At 40.6% G+C, this 24456-nt stretch carries 23 protein-coding genes and 1 other RNA gene; 18 read left to right on the top strand and 6 right to left on the bottom strand.

The window, feature by feature from the left end; all coding sequences use genetic code 11:
• The first annotated feature begins 35 nt into the window (after positions 1-35).
• From QT716_RS03265 to QT716_RS03240, 6 genes are read left to right on the top strand one after another with little or no spacing between them, the layout of a single operon-like run.
• Positions 36-521 (top strand): cell wall elongation regulator TseB-like domain-containing protein, encoded by a 486-nt coding sequence (locus tag QT716_RS03265; RefSeq protein WP_317934437.1) that lies wholly within the window; start codon positions 36-38, stop codon positions 519-521.
• Between the two features lie 37 nt (positions 522-558).
• Positions 559-1752 (top strand): pyridoxal phosphate-dependent aminotransferase, encoded by a 1194-nt coding sequence (locus QT716_RS03260; protein ID WP_317934435.1) that lies wholly within the window; start codon positions 559-561, stop codon positions 1750-1752.
• A 51-nt stretch (positions 1753-1803) separates the two neighbouring features.
• A complete protein-coding gene (gene asnS, locus QT716_RS03255; RefSeq protein ID WP_317934434.1) occupies positions 1804-3099 on the top strand; it encodes an asparagine--tRNA ligase in 1296 nt (431 codons plus the stop codon).
• A gap of 27 nt (positions 3100-3126) precedes the next feature.
• A complete protein-coding gene (locus QT716_RS03250) occupies positions 3127-3840 on the top strand; it encodes a DnaD domain-containing protein (protein WP_317934433.1) in 714 nt (237 codons plus the stop codon).
• A gap of 4 nt (positions 3841-3844) precedes the next feature.
• Positions 3845-4495 carry an endonuclease III gene (gene nth, locus QT716_RS03245; protein ID WP_317934431.1) on the top strand — a complete coding sequence of 217 codons (651 nt, stop codon included), beginning with the start codon at positions 3845-3847 and terminating at the stop codon, positions 4493-4495.
• Positions 4488-4817: a YpoC family protein gene (locus QT716_RS03240; protein WP_317934429.1), complete on the top strand. Its 330-nt coding sequence runs from the start codon at positions 4488-4490 to the stop codon at positions 4815-4817. The genes nth and QT716_RS03240 overlap by 8 nt, the downstream gene beginning before the upstream one ends.
• 49 nt (positions 4818-4866) lie before the next feature.
• Here QT716_RS03240 and QT716_RS03235 read toward each other — a convergent pair whose 3' ends face one another.
• Both QT716_RS03235 and recU read right to left on the bottom strand, forming a co-directional pair.
• A complete protein-coding gene (locus QT716_RS03235) occupies positions 4867-7644 on the bottom strand; it encodes a transglycosylase domain-containing protein (protein WP_317934427.1) in 2778 nt (925 codons plus the stop codon).
• Positions 7644-8279 (bottom strand): Holliday junction resolvase RecU, encoded by a 636-nt coding sequence (gene recU / locus QT716_RS03230; RefSeq protein WP_317934425.1) that lies wholly within the window; start codon positions 8277-8279, stop codon positions 7644-7646. The genes QT716_RS03235 and recU overlap by 1 nt, the downstream gene beginning before the upstream one ends.
• A 178-nt stretch (positions 8280-8457) precedes the next feature.
• On the opposite strand from recU, the gene QT716_RS03225 reads away from it, so the two are divergent.
• The 7 genes from QT716_RS03225 (at position 8458) to QT716_RS03195 (ending at position 16443) form a co-directional block, all read left to right on the top strand.
• A complete protein-coding gene (locus QT716_RS03225) occupies positions 8458-8835 on the top strand; it encodes a YppE family protein (protein ID WP_317934424.1) in 378 nt (125 codons plus the stop codon).
• Positions 8825-11107 (top strand): DEAD/DEAH box helicase, encoded by a 2283-nt coding sequence (locus QT716_RS03220; RefSeq protein ID WP_317934422.1) that lies wholly within the window; start codon positions 8825-8827, stop codon positions 11105-11107. The genes QT716_RS03225 and QT716_RS03220 overlap by 11 nt, the downstream gene beginning before the upstream one ends.
• Positions 11097-12374 (top strand): ribonuclease H-like domain-containing protein, encoded by a 1278-nt coding sequence (locus tag QT716_RS03215; RefSeq protein ID WP_317934421.1) that lies wholly within the window; start codon positions 11097-11099, stop codon positions 12372-12374. The genes QT716_RS03220 and QT716_RS03215 overlap by 11 nt, the downstream gene beginning before the upstream one ends.
• Positions 12375-12459: 85 nt before the next feature.
• The gene (gene gpsB, locus QT716_RS03210; RefSeq protein ID WP_317934419.1) at positions 12460-12756 is read left to right on the top strand and encodes a cell division regulator GpsB; all 297 of its coding nucleotides are present in this window, start codon (positions 12460-12462) and stop codon (positions 12754-12756) included.
• Positions 12757-12819: 63 nt separating this feature from the next.
• An RNA gene (rnpB, locus tag QT716_RS03205) (RNase P RNA component class B) lies at positions 12820-13203 on the top strand.
• Positions 13204-13343: 140 nt separating this feature from the next.
• Complete coding sequence (locus QT716_RS03200; RefSeq protein WP_317934418.1) at positions 13344-14471, top strand: THUMP domain-containing class I SAM-dependent RNA methyltransferase; 1128 nt, start codon at positions 13344-13346, stop codon at positions 14469-14471.
• A 58-nt stretch (positions 14472-14529) separates the two neighbouring features.
• Positions 14530-16443: an ATP-dependent DNA helicase gene (locus QT716_RS03195; protein ID WP_317934416.1), complete on the top strand. Its 1914-nt coding sequence runs from the start codon at positions 14530-14532 to the stop codon at positions 16441-16443.
• Between the two features lie 96 nt (positions 16444-16539).
• Here the strand turns inward: QT716_RS03195 and QT716_RS03190 are convergent, their stop codons facing one another.
• On the bottom strand, positions 16540-16995 hold the full coding sequence (locus tag QT716_RS03190) for a chemotaxis protein CheX (RefSeq protein ID WP_317934414.1): 456 nt from the start codon (positions 16993-16995) through the stop codon (positions 16540-16542).
• A 122-nt stretch (positions 16996-17117) separates the two neighbouring features.
• On the opposite strand from QT716_RS03190, the gene QT716_RS03185 reads away from it, so the two are divergent.
• Genes QT716_RS03185 through QT716_RS03175 form a run of 3 tightly spaced genes read left to right on the top strand, consistent with a single transcriptional unit; the run spans position 17118 to position 22195 of the window.
• Positions 17118-20765, top strand: a complete 3648-nt coding sequence (locus QT716_RS03185; RefSeq protein ID WP_317934412.1) for a dynamin family protein — start codon at positions 17118-17120, stop codon at positions 20763-20765.
• Entirely contained in the window at positions 20766-21614 is an 849-nt protein-coding gene (locus tag QT716_RS03180; protein WP_317934411.1) for a sulfurtransferase, read from the top strand.
• A complete protein-coding gene (locus QT716_RS03175) occupies positions 21611-22195 on the top strand; it encodes a metallophosphoesterase family protein (protein ID WP_317934409.1) in 585 nt (194 codons plus the stop codon). Before QT716_RS03180 ends, QT716_RS03175 begins: the two co-directional genes overlap by 4 nt.
• A 5-nt stretch (positions 22196-22200) precedes the next feature.
• On the opposite strand, the gene QT716_RS03170 is transcribed toward QT716_RS03175, so the two are convergent.
• Complete coding sequence (locus QT716_RS03170) at positions 22201-22590, bottom strand: ribonuclease HI family protein (RefSeq protein ID WP_317934407.1); 390 nt, start codon at positions 22588-22590, stop codon at positions 22201-22203.
• Positions 22591-22668: 78 nt separating this feature from the next.
• On the opposite strand from QT716_RS03170, the gene QT716_RS03165 reads away from it, so the two are divergent.
• On the top strand, positions 22669-22857 hold the full coding sequence (locus tag QT716_RS03165; RefSeq protein WP_317934405.1) for a zinc-finger domain-containing protein: 189 nt from the start codon (positions 22669-22671) through the stop codon (positions 22855-22857).
• A 35-nt stretch (positions 22858-22892) separates the two neighbouring features.
• Here the strand turns inward: QT716_RS03165 and QT716_RS03160 are convergent, their stop codons facing one another.
• On the bottom strand, positions 22893-23105 hold the full coding sequence (locus QT716_RS03160) for a cold-shock protein (RefSeq protein ID WP_317934403.1): 213 nt from the start codon (positions 23103-23105) through the stop codon (positions 22893-22895).
• A gap of 129 nt (positions 23106-23234) precedes the next feature.
• Here QT716_RS03160 and QT716_RS03155 point away from each other — a divergent pair, with 129 nt between their 5' ends.
• A complete protein-coding gene (locus tag QT716_RS03155; RefSeq protein ID WP_317934401.1) occupies positions 23235-23867 on the top strand; it encodes an HD domain-containing protein in 633 nt (210 codons plus the stop codon).
• 22 nt (positions 23868-23889) lie between these two features.
• Here QT716_RS03155 and QT716_RS03150 read toward each other — a convergent pair whose 3' ends face one another.
• Positions 23890-24426, bottom strand: a complete 537-nt coding sequence (locus tag QT716_RS03150; RefSeq protein WP_317934944.1) for a transcription repressor NadR — start codon at positions 24424-24426, stop codon at positions 23890-23892.
• Positions 24427-24456: the final 30 nt, after the last annotated feature.

The following is a 24456-nucleotide window of genomic DNA, read 5'->3' as shown; positions in this document are numbered from 1 at the left end:
TCTTTTAAGACCCAGATAGAGTGGGATGTGAAATTGTGGTTAATTGGATAAAATTTTTCATCGTATTTCTTTTTTCGCTTACGCTGATTCTTACTGCATTTGTATTTTATAAAGCATATGAACCGGCATCGCAACAAAAAGAAGATGCTGAAAATCGAGTTCTGAATGCTGGCCTATTAAATAAGGTCGATCGAGCAGAAGTGTATAATGGAACGACGTCACTTACGGTCGTATTTGGAAAAGATGATAAAGGTGTCGAAAAAGGTGTTTTTGTAAACGATCAAGAGAAATCCGATGAAAAGTTAAAAGTTGTTGCACTTAAAAAAGGCGTAACAGCAAAAGAAGCGCTCTCTTCTGTCAAACAGGAACTGGACGTCAACAAACTCATTCATGTTAAACTGGGTATTGAAGACAATACTGCTGTATGGGAAGTGGCCTTTAAAAATCAGTCGAACAAATTGAATTACGTGTATGTTACGTTCTCGAATGGACAGTGGCAAAAGAGAATTTTAAACTTATAAGGTATGCTTGAAATTACTGGTAAAGGGAGCGATCGACTTGGCAAAGCAATTAGCATCCAGAGTAACGACACTTTCTCCTTCGACAACATTAGCAATCACAGCTAAAGCGAAGGAAATGAAGGAATCAGGAATAGATGTAATTGGTCTTGGTGCTGGTGAACCTGATTACAATACACCGGATCATATACTTGAAGCCGCATGGCGTTCGATGAAAGAAGGAAAAACTAAATATACGCCTTCTGGCGGTTTGCCTGCACTAAAGGATGCTGTCATTGAAAAATTGAAAAATGACCAAGGTATTGCCTACTCACGGTCAGAAGTAATGATTGGAATTGGCGCAAAGCATGTATTGTATACGCTATTCCAAACAATCCTAAATCCAATGGACGAAGTCATTGTCCCAGCACCCTATTGGGTAAGTTATCCAGAACAAATTAAACTTGCTGGCGGTGAACCGGTTGTAGTCCAAGCGACTAAAGAAGCTGAGTTTAAAGTTACAGCTGCTCAGATAGAACAAGCTATTACGCCGAAAACGAAAGCACTTATTCTTAATTCTCCTGGTAATCCTACAGGCATGGTATATACCGAGGATGAGCTGGAGAAAATCGCAGAAGTTTGTAAAGTGCAGGATATCTGGATTATTTCTGATGAGATTTATGAGAAGTTGGTGTATGGAACTGCCAAGCACGTTTCAATCGCAACTTTATCAGATGATGCGAAGCAACGCACATTCATCATTAATGGGGTCTCAAAATCTCATTCAATGACAGGATGGCGTATTGGATTTATCGCTGGAGATGAAGAAGTAGTTAAAGCGATGACCAATCTGGCTAGTCATTCGACATCTAACCCGGTAACTACTTCACAATACGCTGCAATTGAAGCGTATAATGGTTCTCAGGATGCAGTAGAAATGATGCGTAAAGACTTCGGCTCCCGTTTGGAACGTATTTATCCACAAGTACAAGCCATTCCTGGATTTCACGTTGTGAAGCCCCAAGGTGCATTTTATTTACTCCCTGATGTTTCGGAAGCAATAACACATACGGGGTATGACGATGTGGATGCTTTTGCTAAAGCTTTACTTGAAGAAGCGAACGTAGCAGTAATTCCTGGAACAGGGTTTGGTTCAGCGGAGACAATTCGTTTGTCTTATGCGACTTCTATTGACTTGCTAGAAGAAGCGGTACGTCGAATCGATACATTTGTTAAAGAAAAATGGAATGACTGATTGAAAATCGAATAGGTAGCACAAGTACCTAAAGAAAATTTGGAGGCTCTTATGAAAACGATTATGATTCACGAAATGCCTGATCACGAAGGCGAAACAGTACGGATTGGTGCATGGCTTGCTAACAAGCGGTCAAGTGGTAAAATTGCATTTTTGCAACTCCGGGATGGCTCTGGTTTTGTTCAAGGAGTTGTGGTGAAAGCTGATGCTGGCGAAGAACTTTTTGCAGCCGCAAAAGGATTAACACAAGAAACGTCATTGTACATTACTGGCGAAGTAACTGTTGATGAGCGTTCAAGTTTCGGATACGAACTGCAAGTGAAAGATATTGAAGTAATCCAAGCTGCAGAAGATTATCCAATCACTCCAAAGGAACACGGCACAGAATTTTTAATGGACCACCGTCACCTATGGCTGCGTTCACGTAAACAACATGCAGTGATGAAAATTCGTGATGAAATTATTCGTGCGACTTATGAATTCTTCCATATGAATGGTTTTGTTAAGATTGATCCGCCTATCTTAACAGGCTCTTCTCCTGAAGGAACTTCTGAATTGTTCCATACAAAGTACTTTGATGAAGACGCGTATTTATCACAATCTGGGCAATTGTATATGGAAGCTGCTGCTATGGCTCTAGGGAAGGTTTTCTCATTTGGACCGACATTCCGTGCGGAGAAGTCTAAAACGAGACGCCACTTAATCGAGTTCTGGATGATTGAACCTGAAATGGCATTCATCGAGCATGCTGAAAGCTTGGAAGTTCAAGAGCAATTTGTGTCACACGTTGTTCAATCTGTGTTGCAAAATTGCCAGCTCGAACTTGAGCGTCTTGGACGCGACACTTCAAAATTAGAAAAAATACAAGCTCCATTCCCACGGATTTCGTACGATGATGCGATTGAGTTTCTGCACAAGAATGGTTTCAACGATATTCAATGGGGAGACGATTTTGGATCACCTCACGAAACAGCAATCGCTGAAAGCTATGACATGCCTGTGTTCATCGTGAATTATCCGATTGGCATTAAACCGTTTTATATGCAGCCACATCCTGATCGTGACGATGTTGTGCTTTGCGCAGACTTAATCGCACCTGAAGGGTATGGTGAAATTATAGGTGGATCTGAGCGGATTCATGACTTTGAACTTATGAAGAAGCGTATTGAAGAGCATCAATTAGATGCTTCAGCATACGAGTGGTATTTAGAACTAAGTAAATATGGAGCAGTTCCTCACTCAGGATTCGGTCTTGGACTAGAACGAACTGTCGCTTGGATTTCTGGAGTAGAACACGTGAGAGAAACAATCCCATTCCCACGTCTTCTGAACCGATTGTATCCATAATACGAAAACAAGGAAGGAGTTCGGCATATGCAACAAGATGAACGGCTCCGGATGTGGATTGAGCAGGGGAATGTTTCCATTCCCCAGCTTTTTTTTAACTCTTATAAAAAACTAGGCATACAAGACACTGATGCCATGCTCATTTTACAGATGGAAGCGTATCGCGCGCAAAATATAGAGTTTCCGACGCCATCCGATTTTTCATCGCGCATGAATTTATCGGAGAATGAAGTTTCTCAAATTCTCCAGCGTCTTATGCAAAGAGGATATTTAAAAATTGCACAAGCAAGCGATACAAATGGCGTGTTATTTGAACAGTTTTCGTTACTTCCTTTGTGGGAAGCTGTTTTGGAAAACGAAGTTAAAAAACGGACTGAAACAGTAGAAAATAACGAAAAACAAGATGAAGGAAAAATATATCAAATTTTTGAGCAGGAATTCGGTCGATTGCTATCACCTATGGAATGTGAAACCATTGCCATGTGGATTGACCAAGATCACCATGGACTAGACATCATCAAGGCAGCTTTGAAAGAAGCGGTGATTGCTCAAAAGTTAAGTATGCGGTACATTGACCGCATTTTGTTTGAGTGGAAAAAGAAGAATGTGACGACCTTAGCTGATGTTGAAAAACAAACGAAAGCGTTCCGTTCTCCAGCACAGTCAATTCGTCAAGGGAGTACGCAAGGGACAGTTAAAAGAGTTCCGTTATATAACTGGCTTGAAGAGCGGGATGGGTGAAGGCATGTTAACAAAAAAAGATTGGGAATTTTGCTTGGACGAAATAGATAAAATGTTTCCTGACGCGCATTGTGAATTGGTTCATGATAATGCTTTCGAGTTGGTCGTTGCAACCCTCTTATCCGCTCAGTGTACAGATATCCTCGTCAATCGTGTAACCGCTGAATTATTTAAGAAGTATAAGACGCCAGGAGATTATTTAGAGGTTCCTATCGAAGAACTGCAGCAGGATATCCGTTCAATTGGACTGTATCGTAACAAGGCTAAAAATATCCAAGCGCTCTCACTAATGCTCCTCACTCAATTCGGCGGTGAAGTTCCTGAAGATCGAGATACGTTGACGACATTACCTGGGGTAGGCAGAAAAACAGCAAACGTCGTCGTTTCCAATGCATTTGGAGTTCCAGCACTTGCTGTCGATACACATGTTGAACGGGTATCGAAACGATTGGCAATGAATCGCTGGAAAGATTCCGTGCTTGCTGTCGAAGAAAAAATTATGCGCTGGACACCAAAAGAACGTTGGACTCAAACACATCATCAGCTTATTTTTTTTGGTCGCTATCATTGCAAAGCACAGAAGCCTAATTGTCCTGAATGTCCGCTTCTTTCTAAATGTCGGGAAGGAAAGAAGAGGATGAATCGAAATGCATAATAAAAAAGATAGCTTATCTAAAGAATTAATAGTCCCTTATTTCGACAAATGGGAATCCCTGATGCCGGAAATACAAGACAGATATGATAGAAAAGAAGATAGTTCTGCTGAGTGGATGTGGATAGCAATTGCAAATTATGAAGAATTGCTCGAAGTATGCTCTGAAGTAAGCGGATCCACTCGACAAACAAAAATGGAACCGTTAAACGGAGAAGAACGTCTTCAATTTATCAAAGATAAAATTATTAGTCCTTTTGCATTGGTTCAATTAAGTGCATTATACAAGGAAATGAGAAAAAAAGTAGCAAGATTTCTTGTTTAGAATAAAAATAGTCCACTTCGCAATTTTGCGAAGTGGACTATTTTAATGATTACTCTTCCGACACATCTGGATTATTCGGTTTAGTCGCGGAAGGTTTCTGAGAACTGGCAGTATTAGAATTTGAGCTGTTTCCCGAATTACTGCTTACATCACCAGAATCCCCCTCGTTGTCATTGTTACCGTTGTCTCCGGAATTATTACCATCGGATCCATTATTGTTATTTGAGTTGTTCCCGTTGTTATTGGTGTCATTATTGTTTCCGTTATTGCTTCCATTGTTGCTTCCATTATTGTTTACATTGTTATTATTCCCGCTATTGTTCCCGTTATCGTTATTGTTTTCGTCAGTATTCCCATCATCTTGGCCGTTGTCTTGATCATTCTGATCAGAATCTTCATCCTCAGCAGGTTCCTCTTCAACAGGTTCTTCTTCAGTGGCCTGAATCATAAGTGTTGTAGATGCTGGAGAACTGACAAGAGTATCCGCTTTAGCTACAACGCTAAATGTATACGTATGACCAGGTTCGACGTTACCCATTGTATAAGAGTTGTCACCTGTCTCAGTCAGTGGCTGTGATCCACCGCCGTCAATAGAAACCGATACTGCAAAAGTAACATCGCCATCGAAATCATCAGGCTCGTTATGATCCCATTTTAATTCAATTTCCTTATTATCTGCATCATACTCTGCTGATAGATCAGTTGGAGCTTCGAGTTCATTCACTTCTTCTTCAGGTTCCGGTGCAACGTAAGTCTTCTCAGGAAGAGTACCTCGGACAAATAATTCGTCCCGTTTCAAGTAACTCGGTGTACTGCTGTTTGCTAATTTTAAAGGCTGTGATCCTGCTACTATGGTTGCTTCTTCAACTGATTTAGGTTGTTTGAATTGTTTTGGTTTTTGTCCAGAGGAAAGTTCACTCATCACTTGTCGGAATAAAACCTTAGGCATATCCCGTCCGCCGCGGAATCCGACAATTGGATCATTTGGTTTTTGATGCCCCCCCCAGACAGAAATTGTGTAATCGGTTGTATACCCAGTAAACCACGCGTCCGGAACACTCTCAGAATTGATATTATTATTTTTCTTAAAGTCTGACGAATAGTTTGTTGTTCCTGTTTTACCAGCTAAGTCAAGTCCGCGTATATTGGCTAAAGCACCAGTTCCATTTGATTCTGTCAACACATCACGTAATATATCCGTTATCATATATGCTGTTGAATCTTTCATTGCAGATACTGGATCAGGAGATAAGTTGATTTCTGTTTTTCCGTCACGCAGAATAATTTTCTTTATCGTGTGCGGCTTAGTATAGATTCCTTCGTTACCAAAAGCGGCAAACGCTCCTGCCATCTGCGTAGTAGAAAATTCGTTTTCAGCACCGCCAATAGCATCTGATTGTACAAGTTTTTTTACAGGCAAACCAAGACCTTGTGCAAAATTCGCTGCATCTTTACTGCCAACTTCTTCGAATGCTTTTATAGCAGGCACATTTCTGGAATTATACAAAGCTTCCCGCATTGTAATAGCCCCTTTATAGCGACCATCTACATTATTTGCTTTGATTCCTTTTGTTTTTTCATCTACTATTGTTTGGCCGGTCGACCAATTCAAGTATTCAATTGCAGGACCGTAATCTAGTATCGGTTTAATTGAAGATCCTGGTTGTCGTTTTTGATCGGTCGCGAAATTGTAATTAAACAATTTATAATCCCGGCCGCCGCCAACTGCTACAATCTCACCTGTCTTTGTATCGACAACGGTCATTCCTGCTTGTATCGTGTCGGATTCAAAGTTACTAGGATCAGCAAGAGCTTTTTCTACCGCGAGTTGTGCATCGGAATTGAGTGCTGTTTTTATAGTAACTCCGTCTTTTAAAATGTCATCATAACCGGCTTCTTGCAGTTCATTCATAACCATATCGATATAGGCTTGTGCCTTGAGATCAGCTGGTTTTTCGCGTTTTTCCTCTGGTAAAAGAGCAGCAGTTACAGGAACTGACTTAGCAGATTCCATTTCATCTTTAGAAATCTTTTCGTGTTGATTCATTAGACGCAGAACAATATCTCGTCTTTTCTGTGCGCGTTCAGGATGCTTAAAAGGATTATAAGCGTTAGGGGACTGAGGCATTCCTGCTAGCATTGCTGTCTCCGGTAACTCTAGGTCCTTAAGTTCTTTACCAAAGAAATAATCTGCTCCTGTGCCAAATCCATATTTGTTACCAGACATGAGTACTTTATTAAAATACATTTCAAAGATTTCTTCTTTTGTATAGTCTTGTTCCAATTTAAAAGCAAGCCAAGCTTCTTGCGCTTTACGTTTTAAAGTTTTTTCATTTGTGAAGAAAGAGTTTTTTATTACTTGCTGCGTCAACGTAGATGCGCCTTGAGAACCGAAGCCGCTCTTAATATTTGCGAGTACTGCGCCTCCTAAGCGCCATAGGTCAATTCCATGGTGCTTATAGAAACGAGAATCTTCTGTTGCTAAGATTGCATCTTCCATTGTCTTAGGAATATCTGCATATGCTACATATTTTCTTTTTTCAGTACCAGGTGAGTAAACGACCTTGTCATTGTCATCTAATATTTCAGAAGATAAAGGATCTTTTAACAGACTCTCATCCAATTTAGGGGCGGTACTCACATAATAAGCAAACAGACCGCCGCCCGCTAATAAGAAAAGTAATCCGATTATAACAACAGTTTTAAACAATGTTTTTATAATGCCTTTTTTCTTTTTAGGGGATTTCTTTTGTTTTCTTGATGATTTTTGCTCCGCTTCGGCTTGTTGTCTACGTGCTGTGCGTGAATTTGGAGTATTATTATCCATTAGGGTTCCTGCCTTTCAGTTCGTTCAACGGTTAATTGTTCAATAATATCGGGCAAAGCCCGTAAATAATCCAGACGAGGGTGATAGCCTGGTTGAAGTTCTACTGATAATTCTTCGATTTCCAGAAGAGTTATCGATTTTCTGCCGCCATTTATCATACGTGTCCATTTTACGATAAACTTCTCAAAAGGTAAGACAAAATAGCGATCTAACATAGAAAAGCGAATTATTAAAAATGCAATTCCACCTTGTGCATGTATTTGGGACATATGCTCCACTTGGTGGTCATGTATATTTTGTAAAGGAAATGAAGTTTTGTTTTTAGTCTCCTTTGCTTCAAAATCTACATACTTCCCTTGCCAAATCCCATTGTAATCCGTGGTGGATGCCGTCTTGAAGTATGCTTCAGTAATTACCGCTGCACTTCTTGCAGGATATCTGACATTTACAATTTGTATAGGTACGGGTTTCTTATGAATGACTGCAATCCCTCTACTATTATAATACTCGTTACTGTCATTCAATTCATCCTCCAGCGTTTTTCCCCTGTTACTAAAAGACATGGAAGATGGTTTGGCAGTCGAGTTAGCAGAAGTCGGGACATACTTCTTTCCATTTGGATAGCGTATTGCCAACATACTCACCTCACATCATCAGTGTATCATACCACAATATTGTGACGTCAAAACGTATTTTAAGTTGCAAAAATGACTTCGATTGAGATTATAAAAGAATACACGTTCGACAAAGTTGGAACTACTGGAACTAATTTGATAAACTTATAAAAGAAGTGACGAAGAGGTGATAGTAATCATGAGATTACAGCAATTAACGGAACAACTACTTAAAGTGTGTGATGAATGCTTAGAACGTCATAGTGCGATGCGCGAGGAAGACCGCGAACCGGATTTTTATAAAGAAGTGAAACCATACGCCGATTATTGGCATGCTGCAATAGATGAATGGGATGTGCTCGTTCATCAATGGATTCGAACGAATCGACCAAAATATGTTCGCCCGATTCAAATTTCAACATTAAATGATTTAATGAAACAATTTACTGTGCAGTCATTTTATCAGAAGACAGGTAAAAAAAGATTTGTACAGTCCATCCAATCAGCGAGTTACACATTGAACACTGTTCGAATTGCATTAAACAAAGAAAGTGAGGAGGACATGGATGTCAGATAAATTAAATGTGCAAGAAGTAATCGATCAGCTCAAACAGGATCCTGAATTTGCTCCTAATGTGAAACATTATAAAGTTACTGAAGGAAAAGCCGCGATTTATGCATCGTTTCCCCTTAACTTACATTCTTCTTTAAAAACTGCATTGGCAACTAAAGGAATACACCAACTGTACAGTCACCAGCGGATTGCATTTGACTTGGCTCAGCAAAAAAAGTCATTTACAGCCGTGACACCGACAGCATCCGGCAAATCGCTCTGCTACCATTTGCCAGTACTACAGAGCATATTGGAAGATGACTCATCTCGTGCATTATATCTTTTTCCTACAAAAGCACTTGCCCAAGACCAGTTAGCAGATTTACACGAACTAATTGAAGCGAGTGGAGAAAAAATATTGAGCTATACGTATGATGGGGATACCGCTCCCGGACTAAGAACAAAGGTTCGTAAATCTGGACATGTAGTGTTAACTAATCCGGATATGCTCCATTCAGGAATTTTACCTCATCACACAAAATGGGTTTCTCTTTTTGAAAATCTTAAGTATATCGTGATCGATGAGTTGCATACGTATAAAGGGGTGTTCGGTACACATGTTGCTCACGTTCTTCGACGACTAAAAAGGATTTGTACTTACTATGGGAGCAATCCTGTGTTCATATGTACTTCAGCAACAATTGCAAATCCTAAGCAATTGGCAGAGAGTTTAACAAATTCATCTATGGAACTGATTGCGAATAACGGAGCACCATCTGGTAAAAAACATTTTTTGTTTTATAATCCGCCTGTTGTACATGAAACATTCGGTATTCGAAGAAGTGCAGTTTTGGAAGTACGGGACATTGCTTCTCGCCTCTATCGTGAAGGAATTCAAACCATTATCTTCGCTAAGAGCCGGGTACGTGTTGAAATGCTCGTGACGTATATGAAGGAACTTACAAAGAAGAAACTTATGGATAAGACGATTATGGGGTATCGTGGAGGTTACCTGCCTTCAGAACGAAGAAAAATTGAAAAAGGTCTCCGTGATGGGACTATTAAAACTGTCGTCAGTACGAATGCATTGGAACTCGGTATTGATATTGGGCAGCTCCAAGCTTGTGTGATGACTGGTTACCCGGGAAATATTGCGAGTGCACTGCAGCAAGCTGGCAGGGCTGGAAGAAGACAAGATGATGCATTAATTATTTACGTAGCACAATCGATGGCACTAGACCAGTACATTATTGAACATCCAAATTACTTGTTAGGGGGAGCTCCAGAAGAAGCACACATTCATCCTGATAATATTGTCATTCTCATGGATCATTTAAGATGTGCTGCATTTGAACTTCCGTTTTCGACACATGATCACTATGCGGAATTTGACGTTCAGCAGCTCCTGGAATTTCTGGCGGCAGAAGGAGTCCTGATTTTAGCAGAAGATCATTGGCATTGGATGACAGAACGGTTTCCAGCGAGTGAAGTCAGCTTGCGTTCTGCATCTCAGGAAAATGTAGTAATTATTGATAAAACGAAACCTAAGGAAACGAAAGTCATCGGTGAAATGGATCGATTCAGCGCAATGACACTTCTACATGAAGAAGCAATCTATTTACACCAAGGGACGCAATTCCAAGTGGAGATGCTCGATTGGGAAGAAAAGAAAGCTTATGTGACGGAAGTTGACGTGGATTACTTTACTGACGCTAATTTAGCAGTTGAATTGAAAGTAATAAGCGAGGACAAAATGTACAACGCCGAAGGGCAGTCCATCGCTTTTGGTGATTTAGCAGTTCTCGCAATTCCCACCATTTTTAAAAAGATACGGTTTGATAGTCATGATAATATCGGATCAGGTCCGATTCACTTGCCTCCTGAAGAGCTGCATACATCCTCTACTTGGCTGGCTTTCGACATCCCGGAAAGTTGGACCGAAGCTGCTCTTACAGATGCGATGACCGGTGCAGCGCATGCGATGCAATCGTTCATCCCTTTGTTTGTCCAATGCGACAGAACGGATATCCACGTTGTCCCTCAAGTTAAAGCTGTTCATACTCAGAAACCGACGTTTTTCATATATGATAGCTATCCTGGCGGCATAGGTTTAAGTGAAAAGATGTATGATCAGTGGGAGCCGCTGCTCCAACAAGCAGCTGATCATGTAAAGAAATGTGAATGTGAATCCGGTTGTCCAATTTGTACGGGTCCACCGGAATCTGATGTGAATATTAAGCAAGGAGCCGAACAATTATTAAAGAGTTTGGCAGGTGGTGGATTACGTGTCTTATGAACAAAATCTGATGAAAATGAAAGGCTTACTTAAAAAGTCCAAAGCAGATTCACCGGCGGCAAAAGAAACCTCGAAGATTGTTCAAGCGTCTTCACCTAGTTATGAAGCACAATGGATGTCGGCAGGTCTTGAAAAAGAAACGAATCAGTACGGAACTGTTTACAAAAAAGTTGTGAACTATGATGAGTCCTATACTCACGGACGTTTTCAATTAGCTGAGTTAACAGCTACACTTCAAAGATGGAAAAGTTCCGGAGAACGTCATCCGCTGGCACCAGATCCTGATAAGAAATTATTGTTCTTTGATACGGAAACAACTGGACTGAAAGGAACAGGAACGCTGATTTTTTTAATTGGTCTAATTGAACAGCAGGGGAATGGCTTTAAAATGACACAATATGTACTGCCGGGTCCAGCACATGAAGCTGCGTTCCTTTATTCGACAGGACTATGGGAGAAGCCCGCGACACTTGTCATGTATAATGGGAAAAGTTTCGACATGCCGCAGCTCGATACTCGATGGACTATGAATCGAAACTTGCTGCCTCCATTGCCAAAGCATGACCTTATCGATTTGCTTCACGGATCGCGACGTATTTGGAAACATGAAATGGCTTCTTTCAAACTGCCGGCTGTTGAAGAAGAGCAGCTTGGATTTGTTAGGGAAGATGATATACCTGGACATATGGCGCCGATTATTTATCAGGACGCTGTCAAAAACGGACGAGCTGAACTTCTAATGAAAATATTGCTTCACAATGAATACGATATTTTATCACTTGTGACGCTTTACATTCATTCAACGGATTTGCTTTTACAAGAGGAGTTATCCGGCACTGCAATCAGTCAAACGAATATAGGGAAATGGTATGCAGACTTGAAATCAGAAGCTCGGGCAATTGCCGTTTTAGAACAAGTGATTGAAGAGTATGGCACTCAGCATCCTACGACTCATTTCCATTTTGGTTTTCTCCTAAAGAAGGAGAGGAAATACCGAGAGGCACTAGATGCTTTTGGTGTCTGCATGACGAAATCTCAGGGACGAGAAAGAATCATTGCGTTGGAAGAGATGGCGAAAATCTACGAACATAAAGTTAAAGATTGTACGAAAGCATTGCAATTATCAGGTGTTGCCAGGGGGCTGTTGAAAAAAGACGCTTCGTTAACCCCGCAGTTTACAAGTCGGATGGATACGGCACTAGTAAAACGGGAAATGAGATTGAAAAGAAAGTTATTTCCCGGGCAAGCGCAGAACTCGACAAAATAGTTTATGAGTTTTGACGGAAGAAGACAGACTTGGACATAATATGCTATACTAAGTACACTTACCATTGACGGAAGGACGTTGTTGAATGGAAATAAAATTGGATTCAAAAACGATTCTTGAAAAAGAGTTTAAAACAGGTATGCGTGGATATAATCAAGAAGAGGTAGACTTATTTTTAGATGATGTCATTCATGACTATGAATCATTTAAAAAAAGGATTGCCGAGCTGGAACGTGAAACTACTGAACTTAAAAATGAATTATCAACAGTTCAAAAGCGTCCGGCTTCCAGTGCACCAGGTACAACGAACTTTGATTTATTAAAAAGAATCTCTAATTTAGAGAAAGCTGTTTTCGGAAGTAAACTTTCTGGAAACGAATAATTGAAACCCCGCTTATCCTTGCAGAAAGCGGGGTTTTACTGTATACTTATCAAGCCAAGTAGGAAATTCAGGTAATTGCTGCAGTGCTAGACACTGGAGAGGAAAGTCCATGCTCACACGGTACTGAGATGTCCGTAGTGTTCGTGCCCGGCCAAAAAATAAGCCGGGGCGCTGTTTATACAGCTGACGGCGGAAATAATTCCTAAGTCCCTTGAGGATATGGAAGACGTTTCCTGAAAAGTGCCACAGTGACGGAGCTGTATCGGAAACGATACAGGTGGAACGAGGTAAACCCCGCGAGTGAGAAACCCAAATTATGGTAGGGGCGCTCTTCCGAAGGAATTGAACGGAGGAAGGGACAGACAATTGTCTGTAGATAGATGATTACCGCCCTGAGTACGAGGTGTAAGCCGTTTGAGTACAAGGGAACAAAACATGGCTTACGAATTCCCTAATGGTACCTACACGAATACTTTCATGCTCTCCTGAAGTTTTTGGAGAGCATTTCTGCGTTTGAAAACAGAAAAAATGATAACTATAAATGTACATAAAGCACTGTATAGAGGATAGAAAGGAATGTTGTCTAGATGAAACAATATAAGATAGCGGCAACTGCAGCGATGGGGCTTGAAGGAATCGTTGCGGATGAAGTAAAAGCGTTAGGATACGAAACGCAAACCGAGAATGGAAAGGTGTACTTTCACGGCGATGCATACGCAATTGCCAAAGCGAATATGTGGTTACGCGTTGCAGATCGTGTTCGCATTATTGTTGGTGAATTCAAAGCCACAACTTTTGATGAACTTTTTGAACAAACCAAAGCACTTCCATGGGAAGAATTCCTGCCTGAAGATGCAGCTTTTCCAGTGGCGGGCAAGTCAGTAAAATCCATCTTATATAGTGTTCCTGATTGCCAAGCAATCGTCAAAAAAGCAATTGCGGAACGATTAAAGACAGTCTATCATCGTGTTGGTTTTTTAGATGAAACCGGACCGCTTTTCAAATTAGAAGTTTCCATTCTGAAAGATAAAGTAACACTCACCATCGATTCTAGTGGTGCAGGTTTACACAAGCGGGGATATCGTGTTGGGCAAGGGGAGGCACCGCTTAAAGAAACACTAGCTGCAGCCATTGTTAAATTGACAAAATGGAATCCGGATCGACCTTTTGTGGATCCATTCTGCGGCTCTGGTACAATCCCGATTGAAGCTGCTATGCTTGGACAAAATTTAGCACCTGGTTATAATCGAGAGTTTTTAAGTGAACAATGGCCATGGATGGCTGAATCCGTTTGGGACAAAGTCCGTGAAGAAGTTGAAGATGTTGCAGATTATGATCGCAAACTTATGATAACTGGATCCGATTGGGACCCAGCAATGATTAGAATAGCTGAAAAAAATGCTGCTGAAGCAGGATTTTTAGACATTATCAATTGGAATGTATGCAATGTTGCAGACCTATCTCTTGAAGGGGAAAACGGTGTTCTAGTTGGAAACCCACCATACGGAGAACGGCTAGGTGAACTAGAAGAAGCAGAAGATATTACTGCTACACTTGGAAACATTATGAAACCCTATCCTTCCTGGTCAGTTTACATGCTGTCCTCACTCGAAAACTTTGAGACCATGTATGGTAAAAGAGCAACGAAGAAGCGTAAGCTATTTAATGGTTTCATCCGGACTGATCTTTACCAATTCTGGGGCAAGCGTAGCTAAATAGATTAAAAAGAGAGGGTTCTCCTCTCTTTTCTTATGTAATAGAAAGGGGTTTACTATGACCGGAAAGTTACCATTTGCACTTACACGTGACAAAACATTTTACGAATCGCTCAATGAGTGGATCGGAGATACCTTATATGATGAGCTTACGGAAAAAGGATTCGACTGCAGGGATGAACAAATCTATATGTCTTTCCAAATTGAACAAGCTTTACGAGAAAAGGAAGTGCTATTCGCTGAGGCGGGTGTTGGTACTGGTAAAACAATTGCCTACCTATTGCCTGCGATTGCCTATGCTAGGTATACAGGTAAGCCTGCCCTTATCTCATGCGCAGACGAAACATTAATTGACCAGCTTGTAAAGCAAGAAGGGGATATCCACAAACTCGGAGAAGCCCTGAATCTGTCGATTGATGTTCGATTGGCAAAATCACGGGATCAGTATTTGTGCTTAAAACGTCTTGAAGAAATGAATCGTCAAGGTGAGGAGTACGCAGGTGATGTAGAAGACAGCCTGCCGGAATTTGTTAATGGAGCAGGTTCATTATCAGAGATATACGCATACGGGGAGCGTTCCGCATACCCGGATTTAAGTGATAACGAATGGGAAACTATTAATTATCATCCAATTCAACAATGTGGTGGCTGTGACGTCCGGAACCGATGCGGGCAGACGATTCATCGCAGTGAATATCGACAAGCTTCAGATTTAATTATTTGTTCACATGACTTTTTCATGGAACACTTATGGACAAAAGACTCAAGAAAACGTCAAGGACAGCTTCCTTTACTTCCTGAAGTATCAATGGCTGTATTTGATGAAGGACATTTACTGGAGTATGCAGCTCAGAGAGCTTTAACATATGAAGTGCAAGACAGTACACTGCTTGGTTTGCTTGAGCGTGTTATGACTGATGGAGTGCGTGAAGAAACTCTTCAGCTTATGGAGCAATTGATGGATTGCCACGAATTATTCTTTGATTACTTATCTGAATGCGCACTAGAAGATGGTGAAGAGCGTCTTGCTATCAAGAAGAGTGAGGAGCTCGTGAAAACTGCGAGAGAGGCAGTACGTTTGTCTAATGCACTTTTAGAAGAGTTTGTCTTTGATAGTGAGCTCTACGTTATACCGGAATATGATCTCAGAATGGTAGAAGAATATTTAGAGCAATATATCTTCTCACTGGAATTGTTTGCCGACAATTCAGAGGCAGTGGATTGGGCAGAAGACCGTGAAGGAGAACTTACACTTGTCATAATGCCTCGTCTCGTTACCGATGTGCTGCAAGAACGACTGTTTTCGGAAAAACTCCCAATCGTTTTTTCATCCGCTACGTTGTCGGTTCAAAATGATTTTACGTATTTGGCAAATAGCTTAGGAATTGAACATTTTGTCTCGTTTTCTATCGCATCTCCTTACGATTATGACGAAGTAATGAATCTTACAATTGAAAAGCTTTCTGAAAACAATAAAACAAACCGGCTCATCGAATTACTTCAGGATAACGAGCAAACACTTGTCTTATTTAAATCTAAACAGTCAATGGAACAATTTCGATCGGAACTACATGCCGGTCAACTTCCAACAGTCGCTTTTGAAGGCGATCGAGAGCTTTCATCAATTGTAAAAGAATTTCAATCCAAACAATGGTCTGCGTTTTGTTCCTATCACTTATGGGAAGGACTCGATATCCCGCATGATGCGCTTACTCGGGTGGTCCTTTATGATTTGCCGTTACCGCCTTCAGATCCACTATTCAACGCTAAACGCGGTCATTCAGACTCACCTTTCGAGGAAGTGGATCTTCCCTATATGTTACTTCGACTTCGTCAAGGTGTGGGAAGATTAATCCGAACCGCTACAGATTCAGGGTCTATTCATATCTTGTTGAATCCACTGGAATCTAATCTATTGCCGACTTTTGAAAATATTTTTCCAGTTGCTCCTAAAGTAATGTCGAAACCATAAACTGAATACAAACAAAAAAGCAGAAGGCTGAGCCTCTGCTTTTTTTGTTTGTATAGTGTTTCTATTGCGTATAGCACGTTAGAAACCTCGCTCATATTATACTTCGTCAATTGTTAATAATACATTGGAAGGCAAAGTGTTTTCAAAGTGCAATGGTAAATTGAACGCTTTCTGGAACCCATAAAATTTTGTCACTCCCATTAGAACTGTGGGGGGTGATATATCGAGTGTTAATGAATTTTTTTCTAACACAGTACAGAGATTACCCGCGACCATATTACCCAGTTCGCCAGTAAAGGATTCAATCATTGCACCTTCAATTTTCATGCCAAACATCGCTTCTCCAATATGAGAGATGGTTTCTTCGTTTGTATCAATAATCAGCCTGCCCCGCAGATCACCAATTAGTGAAATCAGCACACTTAGTTCCTTCTGTTCATATGGCTGTGTAGTCAAGGAAGGAGACAGCACTTTGAAGTCTACTGGAATAATAGTAGTTAATGATTGAATAGTACTGTTTAATATATGCTGGATGGTACTTGAATCAGTCATTTAGACACCTTCTTAAACGATTATAGTAGTACAATAATACCACTTACGACTTAGCTTGTATAGAGTATTCTTAAATTTTAAAACTAATAGGATTGAATAGAGTGTGAACGAGAAAAAATGGTATGATGGAACAAGCTATAGTAGAAGGGATCGAATTATTAATGACTCAGCATACAGATTTTTTGAATGAAACGGCATTATTAGGCTTACTTTGCAAAGAAGATGGGGATCAGGAGAGATTCCAAAAAGCAACTCTGCTTGCACAAAAAATAGTGAAGGATGAATATACAATAGCATTTGCTGGACACTTTTCAGCAGGGAAGTCATCAATGATTAATGCATTGACGGGTGATGAATTGCTGCCGTCAAGTCCTATTCCAACGAGCGCTAATATCGTGAAAGTACATAAAGATGATGAGGATTTTGCAATTGTACATAGACAAGATGGTACGTCTGTAAAGGTAATTGGAGAAGGTTTTTCTCAGGCTGTAAAGAAAATGAGTAAAGAAGGAACCTCCATCGCATCTCTCGAAATTGGTCACACTCAGTCTAATTTGCCTAAGGGGATTTCAGTTATGGATACCCCGGGAGTTGACTCAACTGATGATGCACACCGATTATCTACAGAATCTGCGTTGCATTTAGCTGATATTGTTTTTTACACGATGGACTACAATCACGTTCAATCGGAGTTGAACTTCCGATTCACTAAAGAACTGATGCGTTATAATCCAAATGTGTACTTATTGGTAAACCAAATTGACAAGCATCGTGCTAATGAACTGTCATTCGACGATTTTAAGGAATCTGTGAGACATTCATTTTCCTTGTGGGGCGTTGAACCTAAGGGTATATTCTTCACTTCGCTCAAAGATCGTGATATAGAACATAATGATTTTAATGCGGTTCAGGACATCGTGAATAATTCAATTCAACATCGTAATGAGCATTTTGAACAGAATACAAAAAATGCGTTAAACCAATTAACAGCTGAGCACATTGACTTTCTTAAAGAAGAAATCCGTGATACTAAAGAATCTCATCCAGAGATTTCAGAATCAGAATGGCTCGATTATCATGAGTTGAAAGAAGAAACTGGTGAACTGGAAAAACGTCTCTCTTTACTTCAAGGAGATGCGTTCCATCTACATTTTGAACAAGAACGAAAAGAGTTATTACAAAGTGCCTCACTTACACCATATGAAATACGGGATTTGCTAAAAGAATACTTGGAATCTCAAACTAGCCATTTTAAGGTGGGCCTATTTTTCAGTTCTAAAAAAACAGAAGAAGAACGTCAGCGTCGTTTTCAAGCACTCAGTGAACCGTTAGAAAAACTTGCACATACACAAATCGAAATCCATTTAAGATCACTTATGAAAAAAGTGTTAAAACAGGCAGGTCTCTTATCAGATGAGCGCTCTTTGGAGATTGATGAAATGGATTTAGCATTCCGATTCGACGAAGTTGCATTTGCTCTTTCTACACCCGATATCCTAACAGGTGAACTGATCTTAAACGCCGCAAGTCAAATGCGGGAGGCAGTCTTAACTGTTTATAAACGAAAAACAGATGACTGGAAGAACAAACTTGCAGAAATTGCAAAAAATGAAGGCAAGCTAAAAGAGGAGAAATTGCGTAAAGATTTAGAAGAAGCGGAGTCAAAACTATGTGTCATCAATTTGTTGAATTCCAGAAGTGAACATTTGCTTTTATTTGAATCAGAACAGGAGCAAATTCAGGAGTTGTCACCCGAAGAAATCAAAGCCATAGATGAGCTGAAAAAAGAGTGGCGGGTACAGATTGAACCAGAAATTTTAAACGTAGAACATCAAATTGAAGAAGAAATCCAGAGAAATAACATAGCAGAAGAAAAAGATGCAGCTGATCCTATTGACGATGTATTTGAAGGAAATCAAGAACTGGTCATTAAACGCGCTCATCGTATTGCTGATGAAGTCGAACATATTCCTGGGTTTAATGATCTTTCAGCTTACTTGCGTTCTAAATCGGACAGGCTGGAGCAGCAGGAATTTACTGTGGCATTGTTTGGTGCGTTTAGTGCTGGGAAATCCTCATTTTCCAATGCGCTGCTAGGAGAAGCGGTTTTGCCTGTCTCCCCAAATCCCACCACTGCGGCTATCAATCGGATTCGACCAGTATCCGACATTCATCAGGATCGGACAGCAGATATCCATTTCAAAACACATGAGCATTTAGCCCAAGACACAAAAGAAGCATTTGCCATGTTGGGTCTTACAATCGATACTTTAGAAGATGCGTACAACCGTTCTGAAGAGGCGCTGCAGATGAAACTTGTAGAAGAGTCACTTCATATTCACAAATCATTTATTCGTGCTTTTCATGCGGGTTATCCAACGTATAAAGATTTACTTGGAACAGTATTAACAGCTGAACGTGAAGAATTTGTAAGATTCGTTGCTGAAGAAGAGCGAAGCTGTTTCGTCGAGTCAATCGATTTTTATTATGATTGTGAACTCACGCGCCAGGGGATTACATTAGTCGATACTCCAGGGGCAGATTCCATTAACGCTCGACATACAGACGTTGCATTTGAATATATAAGAAATGCGGATGCAATTTTGTTCATCACTTATTACAACCACGCATTTTCACGTGCTGATCGAGAGTTTTTGATACAGCTGGGCCGCGTTAAAGATGCCTTTGAAATGGACAAAATGTTCTTCGTGGTGAATGCGATAGACTTAGCTGCCAATGAGGAAGAGGCTGAAGAAGTAAAAGGCTTTGTATCAGAGGAACTTGTTAAGTTTGGAATCAGAAATCCTCGAGTTCAAGGGATTTCAAGTTTGCAGGCTCTTGAAGCGAAACGACAGGGTCTTACAGAACAACGAATGGAAGACTTTGAGAATCGGTTCTACTCGTTTCTAGAAAATGACTTAAATGCGTTGGCAGTTCAAGCTCTTGATGAAGAAGCGACCAAAACAATTCAACGTTTAGCGGACCTTATTGAAAGAACTGAGAAAAACCGTGAGCGAAAAGCAGAACGATTAGAAGATCTGGATAATTACGAGCAGCGTGCAACTGAACACTATAGTACAAGTTTTGCCCTTGTCCTTAGGAAAGCAGCTCAAGAAGAACTTCGGGAACTAATTTTTTATATACACCAGCGTGTATTCTTAAGATTCCCTGATTTCTTTAAAGAAGCTTATACTCCGTCTTTATTTGTTCGTCACCAGGCATCCGAAGCGTTGCGCCTAGCGTTGGAAGAGACCCTTGATATGACTGGTTTTGACTTCGCTCAAGAGTTAAAGGTGACAAATTTAAGAATGCTGACGTTTATGAAAAAACAGGTGGCTGCAAGACAGAAACTCGAACAGCGCTGGCTGGCCGAAATGGATAATGCATTGTCTCCGTCTCCTTTCGACTCAAGTGATGCAGACATGTTGACGTTCTCTGCTCCGTTCCAACAATCAGACCGATACCGTCAAGTGAATAGGCACTTTAAAAATGCGAAGTCATTCTTTGAAAAGGGAGACAGGAATGCTTTGCAGGAACAATTGACGGAATTGCTGAAGAAAGACGCTTCTGATTATTTGGAAATTGAACAAGAGCGGCTAGGTGCTTGGACAAATCAATGGATTGACAACACGGCGAATGAATTAACAGAGCATTTATTGCGTGAAACATTAAGTCAAATCAATGCTGAGAGAAATCTTTTAGAGAGTCACGAACAACTTTCAGAGTGGCGTTTAGTATATGAGCAACTTCATCAAAAGGAGCTGGTTTAAGTGAGAGTATTTCAATCTGTAACAGAAACTTTAACTAGGACAAGTTCGATAAAATGGATAGACGCACGATTTTCATTGCAAGATCCACTAGCTGGGGAACAAGCGTATAAACAAGAGCATATTCAAGACGCCGTACACTGGGATCTGGAAAATGATCTATCTGATATGAAAAAAAGCGGAGGCCGACATCCACTGCCGGATCGAGAAACGTTGACAGAATTATTTCGTGAAAGCGGCTTACAGCTAGAGGATGAAATCATTGTGTACGATACTGGGGGAGATCCTTTTTCTGCTCGGGCGTGGTGGATATTGAAATACGGTGGTTTTCAACATGTTTCAATAGCGCTTGAAGGATATGAGGAAATAAAAAGCCTCGGGATTAAAATTCAAAAAGAGATAGCAGCACCAAAGCGTTCTAACGTCCAGCCTATGTGGAATGACTCTATCTTGGCATCAAAAGAAGATGTACAGAAACTAGTAGAAGAAAATAATGGGGAATTGTTAGTGGATGCCCGAGCCGCAGCGCGATTTAGAGGTGAGCATGAGCCGCTTGACGCGATTGCAGGTCATATTCCTGGGGCGAAAAATTTCGACTGGGCGCAGCTTACAGAATCAGGGCAGTTTAACACATCTGGCGAAGCGGCAATACGATTGGAGAATTTAACTGACAAAGACAAAGCAATTACTGTTTACTGTGGCAGTGGTGTTACAGCTGCACCGCTCTATGCCATGTTAAGTGAAAAAGGGTATTCCAACGTACGCCTTTATGCAGGCAGTTATAGCGATTGGATTTCTGGCGGGGACTTGCCAGTTGAAACTGGGGAAGCCGATAATGGAGACCAGTTATGAGATATGCACTTGTAAGTGATATTCACTCTTCTGAAGATGAATTAAAACAAGTGCTTCAGCAAATTGAAGCACTTGTTCCTGATGCTGTAGTTGGTTTAGGCGATTTGTTCGAATGTACGATTGGAAAGAAAAAACTCGATGGGACGACGTATCTTCAATTAAATGAAGTTATGCTGAATTCATCTGGATTTGAATCACTTCTCACTTTTCCGTCTATTAGGGGCAATCAGGAAGAACGGATCGCTATCGTTTCAAGATCACACGAGCCATTACTCCAACGTATCTTAGACTTGCCTGAACAGATGAGATTAGGGCATGCATTGCTGATTCATGGACATCAGTGGCCATACAATGAAAACCCGCCAAGTGACTATACAGACCATGAAAAGTTAGTATTCCATGGTCATACACATAAGTCATCGTGGTCAATGGAAGGATGTTCGCAATCCTTTGAATTTGGAGAGCCGATTGACCTGTCAGAAACGTTAACTGTCGTTAATGTCGGTTCGGTTATCGATAATAAAGAATGGCTTCTATATGATGATTACGAAAATACAATTACATTCATGAAAGCCGATTGATTGGATTATTTCTGGTTTCTGATTGCTTGACGCGCTAAAGCATCCGCAGCTCGATTGGTATCATCTGAAATCCATTTAATAAAGAAGTACTCGAAGTTCAATATGAGCTCGAGTGCTTTTTTTAAATAAGGCTTGTACAACGGATTTTTTACGAACTCTTTATCAACTGCCTGAACGACAAGCTGGGAGTCGCTGCGAACCGAAAGAATTCCTGTAGTGAGCTTGCTCGCTTCTTCAAGACCTCTAATTAACGCAACAAATTCCGCTGTATGATTATCACATGGAGCAATAGGTTCAGAAAGTTTAATGGAATGACCTTCTCCTGTGATATAGATTCCAATTCCACTTTTTCCGGGGTTACCTGCGCTTGCGCCATCTGTATACAATTCGATCATTGTGTGTAAGCCTCCTGTATAGTTGCATCTGCGCTCCAGAAAACTTACAATTGCAGTACAGTCTGATTGGAGGAGCGTATGAGAAAAACAACAGTCATTTCTGAAATTGATGAGATTCTTGATAGATATTGCGAAGGATGTCTTGTGAAAAAGCATTTAACTCAAGAGCGAGGAAAGACAGATGCGCACAAATTCTGTATTCGTGAATGTACAGTTGGCGACCAGCTTCGTTTCCTCGGATCTGAGATGAATAAATTAATGAAATAAGATCCCACTGATAGAATCAGCGGGATCTTTACATTTTAAGATGAAGAATCAGTTGTAGAAACATTTGCCGCTTGAGGACCACGATTGCCTTCTATAATTTCAAAAGAGACACTTTGTCCCTCATCGAGCGTTTTAAAACCTTCTGCCGCGATGCCTGTAAAATGGACGAAAACATCTTGTCCGTCATCCGCTTCAATGAAACCGTATCCTTTTTCATTACTGAACCATTTGACTTTACCGTGGTACATAAATTATTCCTCCTCGGCGCTAGATGTCTTCCCATTTGAACCATGGTTACATTTACTATACCCCAACCTTTTATGAAGGTCAAACGTACTATCAGATTTTTTAAACAAATCTAAAGGAGAGTTTTTGTAATGACATATAGTAAACAGTGTGAGATAGAAGTTAAAGAAATATACAATAAGTTTGATGCCAGCCATGATTTTGATCATATTTTGCGTGTTTTAAAAAATGCGAATGACATTATGAAAAATATGAAAGATGTGAACCGTGAAGCCGTAGAATTGGCAGTCTACCTACATGATATTGATGATCCCAAGTACAGTGAAATTGAAAGTTTGTCTGCTACAGAAATTCTAACGAAACTTAACGTTCCAGAAGATTTGTCGGTACTTGTAATGAAAACAATTGAGTCGGTTTCTTTCAGTGGTGGGAATTCAAAGGAAATCACTTCTGTTGAAGGTGCAGTCGTCCGGGATGCTGACCGTCTTGATGCAATCGGTGCGATTGGAATTGCACGTGCTTTCGCTTTTGGAGGAGCGAAGGGACGGAAATTATACGATTCAAATGAAAGTATACGTACAAGCATGTCAGAACATGACTATCGGGCGACTAAAACTTCATCCGTTACTCATTTTCATGAAAAGTTATTTTTGTTAAAAGAGTTAATGCTGACCGAACCAGGAAGACAAATGGCAGAAGTGCGTCATGAGTTCATGAAGCAGTTTATCACTCAGTTAGAAACTGAAACAGGAGAAAAATTATAAAAACAAATAGAAAAAGCAGGCATCATTCTACTAAGATGCCTGCTTTTCTTAATGCTTCACATGCTTGATCGAGTTGTTTGACATCATCTGCTGAGATGGTGTGTAAATGAGTATAATCATCAGACAGTGCGGAAAGATAAACTGCATTAGAAGAACGGATTTTCGTGATGAAGTCTTTCACTTCCATGCGATTGCTGACCATAATCGAGGCAGTTAAATCACCATACACAGGATGCTCAACACGTACATCTTTGACGGTAACCCCGTGGTCAACGAATATAGTCAACTCTTGTTCAGCTTGGTCTGCAGTATGCTGACATACAACAATTCTTTCTGCTCTTAAAGAACCTGGTCTTTCAGGTAAGTATAGATAACCTCTGCTAGTTGCTACTATAGGCTCATCCACTGCTTTTAACAAATTAATATCGCCCACCACAACTTGTCGGCTGACACCGGTACGCTCCCCAATTTCCTTGCCTGTCAAAGGCTGGTCCGCTTCTTTCAGTAAATCTAAGATGAGCACTCTGCGTGCTTCGCTTGCGGTCAAGTTAACCTTCATCGTAACGTCAACTCCTTCATAGTAAACCAA

Source organism: Sporosarcina aquimarina (assembly GCF_033253705.1).
Taxonomy (GTDB): domain Bacteria; phylum Bacillota; class Bacilli; order Bacillales_A; family Planococcaceae; genus Sporosarcina; species Sporosarcina aquimarina.
Note: the sequence above shows the minus strand (reverse complement) of the source record. Positions and strands in the feature narration are given on the sequence as shown.

What these genes read in the sequence shown, in the direction of transcription:
- asnS (WP_317934434.1), top strand. Translation starts at nt 1,804, where the DNA reads ATGAAAACGATTATGATTCACGAAATGCCTGATCACGAAGGCGAAACA.
- QT716_RS03250 (WP_317934433.1), top strand. Translation starts at nt 3,127, where the DNA reads ATGCAACAAGATGAACGGCTCCGGATGTGGATTGAGCAGGGGAATGTT.
- nth (WP_317934431.1), top strand. Translation starts at nt 3,845, where the DNA reads ATGTTAACAAAAAAAGATTGGGAATTTTGCTTGGACGAAATAGATAAA.
- QT716_RS03240 (WP_317934429.1), top strand. Translation starts at nt 4,488, where the DNA reads ATGCATAATAAAAAAGATAGCTTATCTAAAGAATTAATAGTCCCTTAT.
- QT716_RS03235 (WP_317934427.1), bottom strand. Translation starts at nt 7,644, where the DNA reads ATGGATAATAATACTCCAAATTCACGCACAGCACGTAGACAACAAGCC.
- QT716_RS03225 (WP_317934424.1), top strand. Translation starts at nt 8,458, where the DNA reads ATGAGATTACAGCAATTAACGGAACAACTACTTAAAGTGTGTGATGAA.
- QT716_RS03220 (WP_317934422.1), top strand. Translation starts at nt 8,825, where the DNA reads ATGTCAGATAAATTAAATGTGCAAGAAGTAATCGATCAGCTCAAACAG.
- gpsB (WP_317934419.1), top strand. Translation starts at nt 12,460, where the DNA reads ATGGAAATAAAATTGGATTCAAAAACGATTCTTGAAAAAGAGTTTAAA.
- QT716_RS03200 (WP_317934418.1), top strand. Translation starts at nt 13,344, where the DNA reads ATGAAACAATATAAGATAGCGGCAACTGCAGCGATGGGGCTTGAAGGA.
- QT716_RS03195 (WP_317934416.1), top strand. Translation starts at nt 14,530, where the DNA reads ATGACCGGAAAGTTACCATTTGCACTTACACGTGACAAAACATTTTAC.
- QT716_RS03190 (WP_317934414.1), bottom strand. Translation starts at nt 16,995, where the DNA reads ATGACTGATTCAAGTACCATCCAGCATATATTAAACAGTACTATTCAA.
- QT716_RS03185 (WP_317934412.1), top strand. Translation starts at nt 17,118, where the DNA reads ATGATGGAACAAGCTATAGTAGAAGGGATCGAATTATTAATGACTCAG.
- QT716_RS03175 (WP_317934409.1), top strand. Translation starts at nt 21,611, where the DNA reads ATGAGATATGCACTTGTAAGTGATATTCACTCTTCTGAAGATGAATTA.
- QT716_RS03170 (WP_317934407.1), bottom strand. Translation starts at nt 22,590, where the DNA reads ATGATCGAATTGTATACAGATGGCGCAAGCGCAGGTAACCCCGGAAAA.
- QT716_RS03165 (WP_317934405.1), top strand. Translation starts at nt 22,669, where the DNA reads ATGAGAAAAACAACAGTCATTTCTGAAATTGATGAGATTCTTGATAGA.
- QT716_RS03160 (WP_317934403.1), bottom strand. Translation starts at nt 23,105, where the DNA reads ATGTACCACGGTAAAGTCAAATGGTTCAGTAATGAAAAAGGATACGGT.
- QT716_RS03155 (WP_317934401.1), top strand. Translation starts at nt 23,235, where the DNA reads ATGACATATAGTAAACAGTGTGAGATAGAAGTTAAAGAAATATACAAT.
- QT716_RS03150 (WP_317934944.1), bottom strand. Translation starts at nt 24,426, where the DNA reads ATGAAGGTTAACTTGACCGCAAGCGAAGCACGCAGAGTGCTCATCTTA.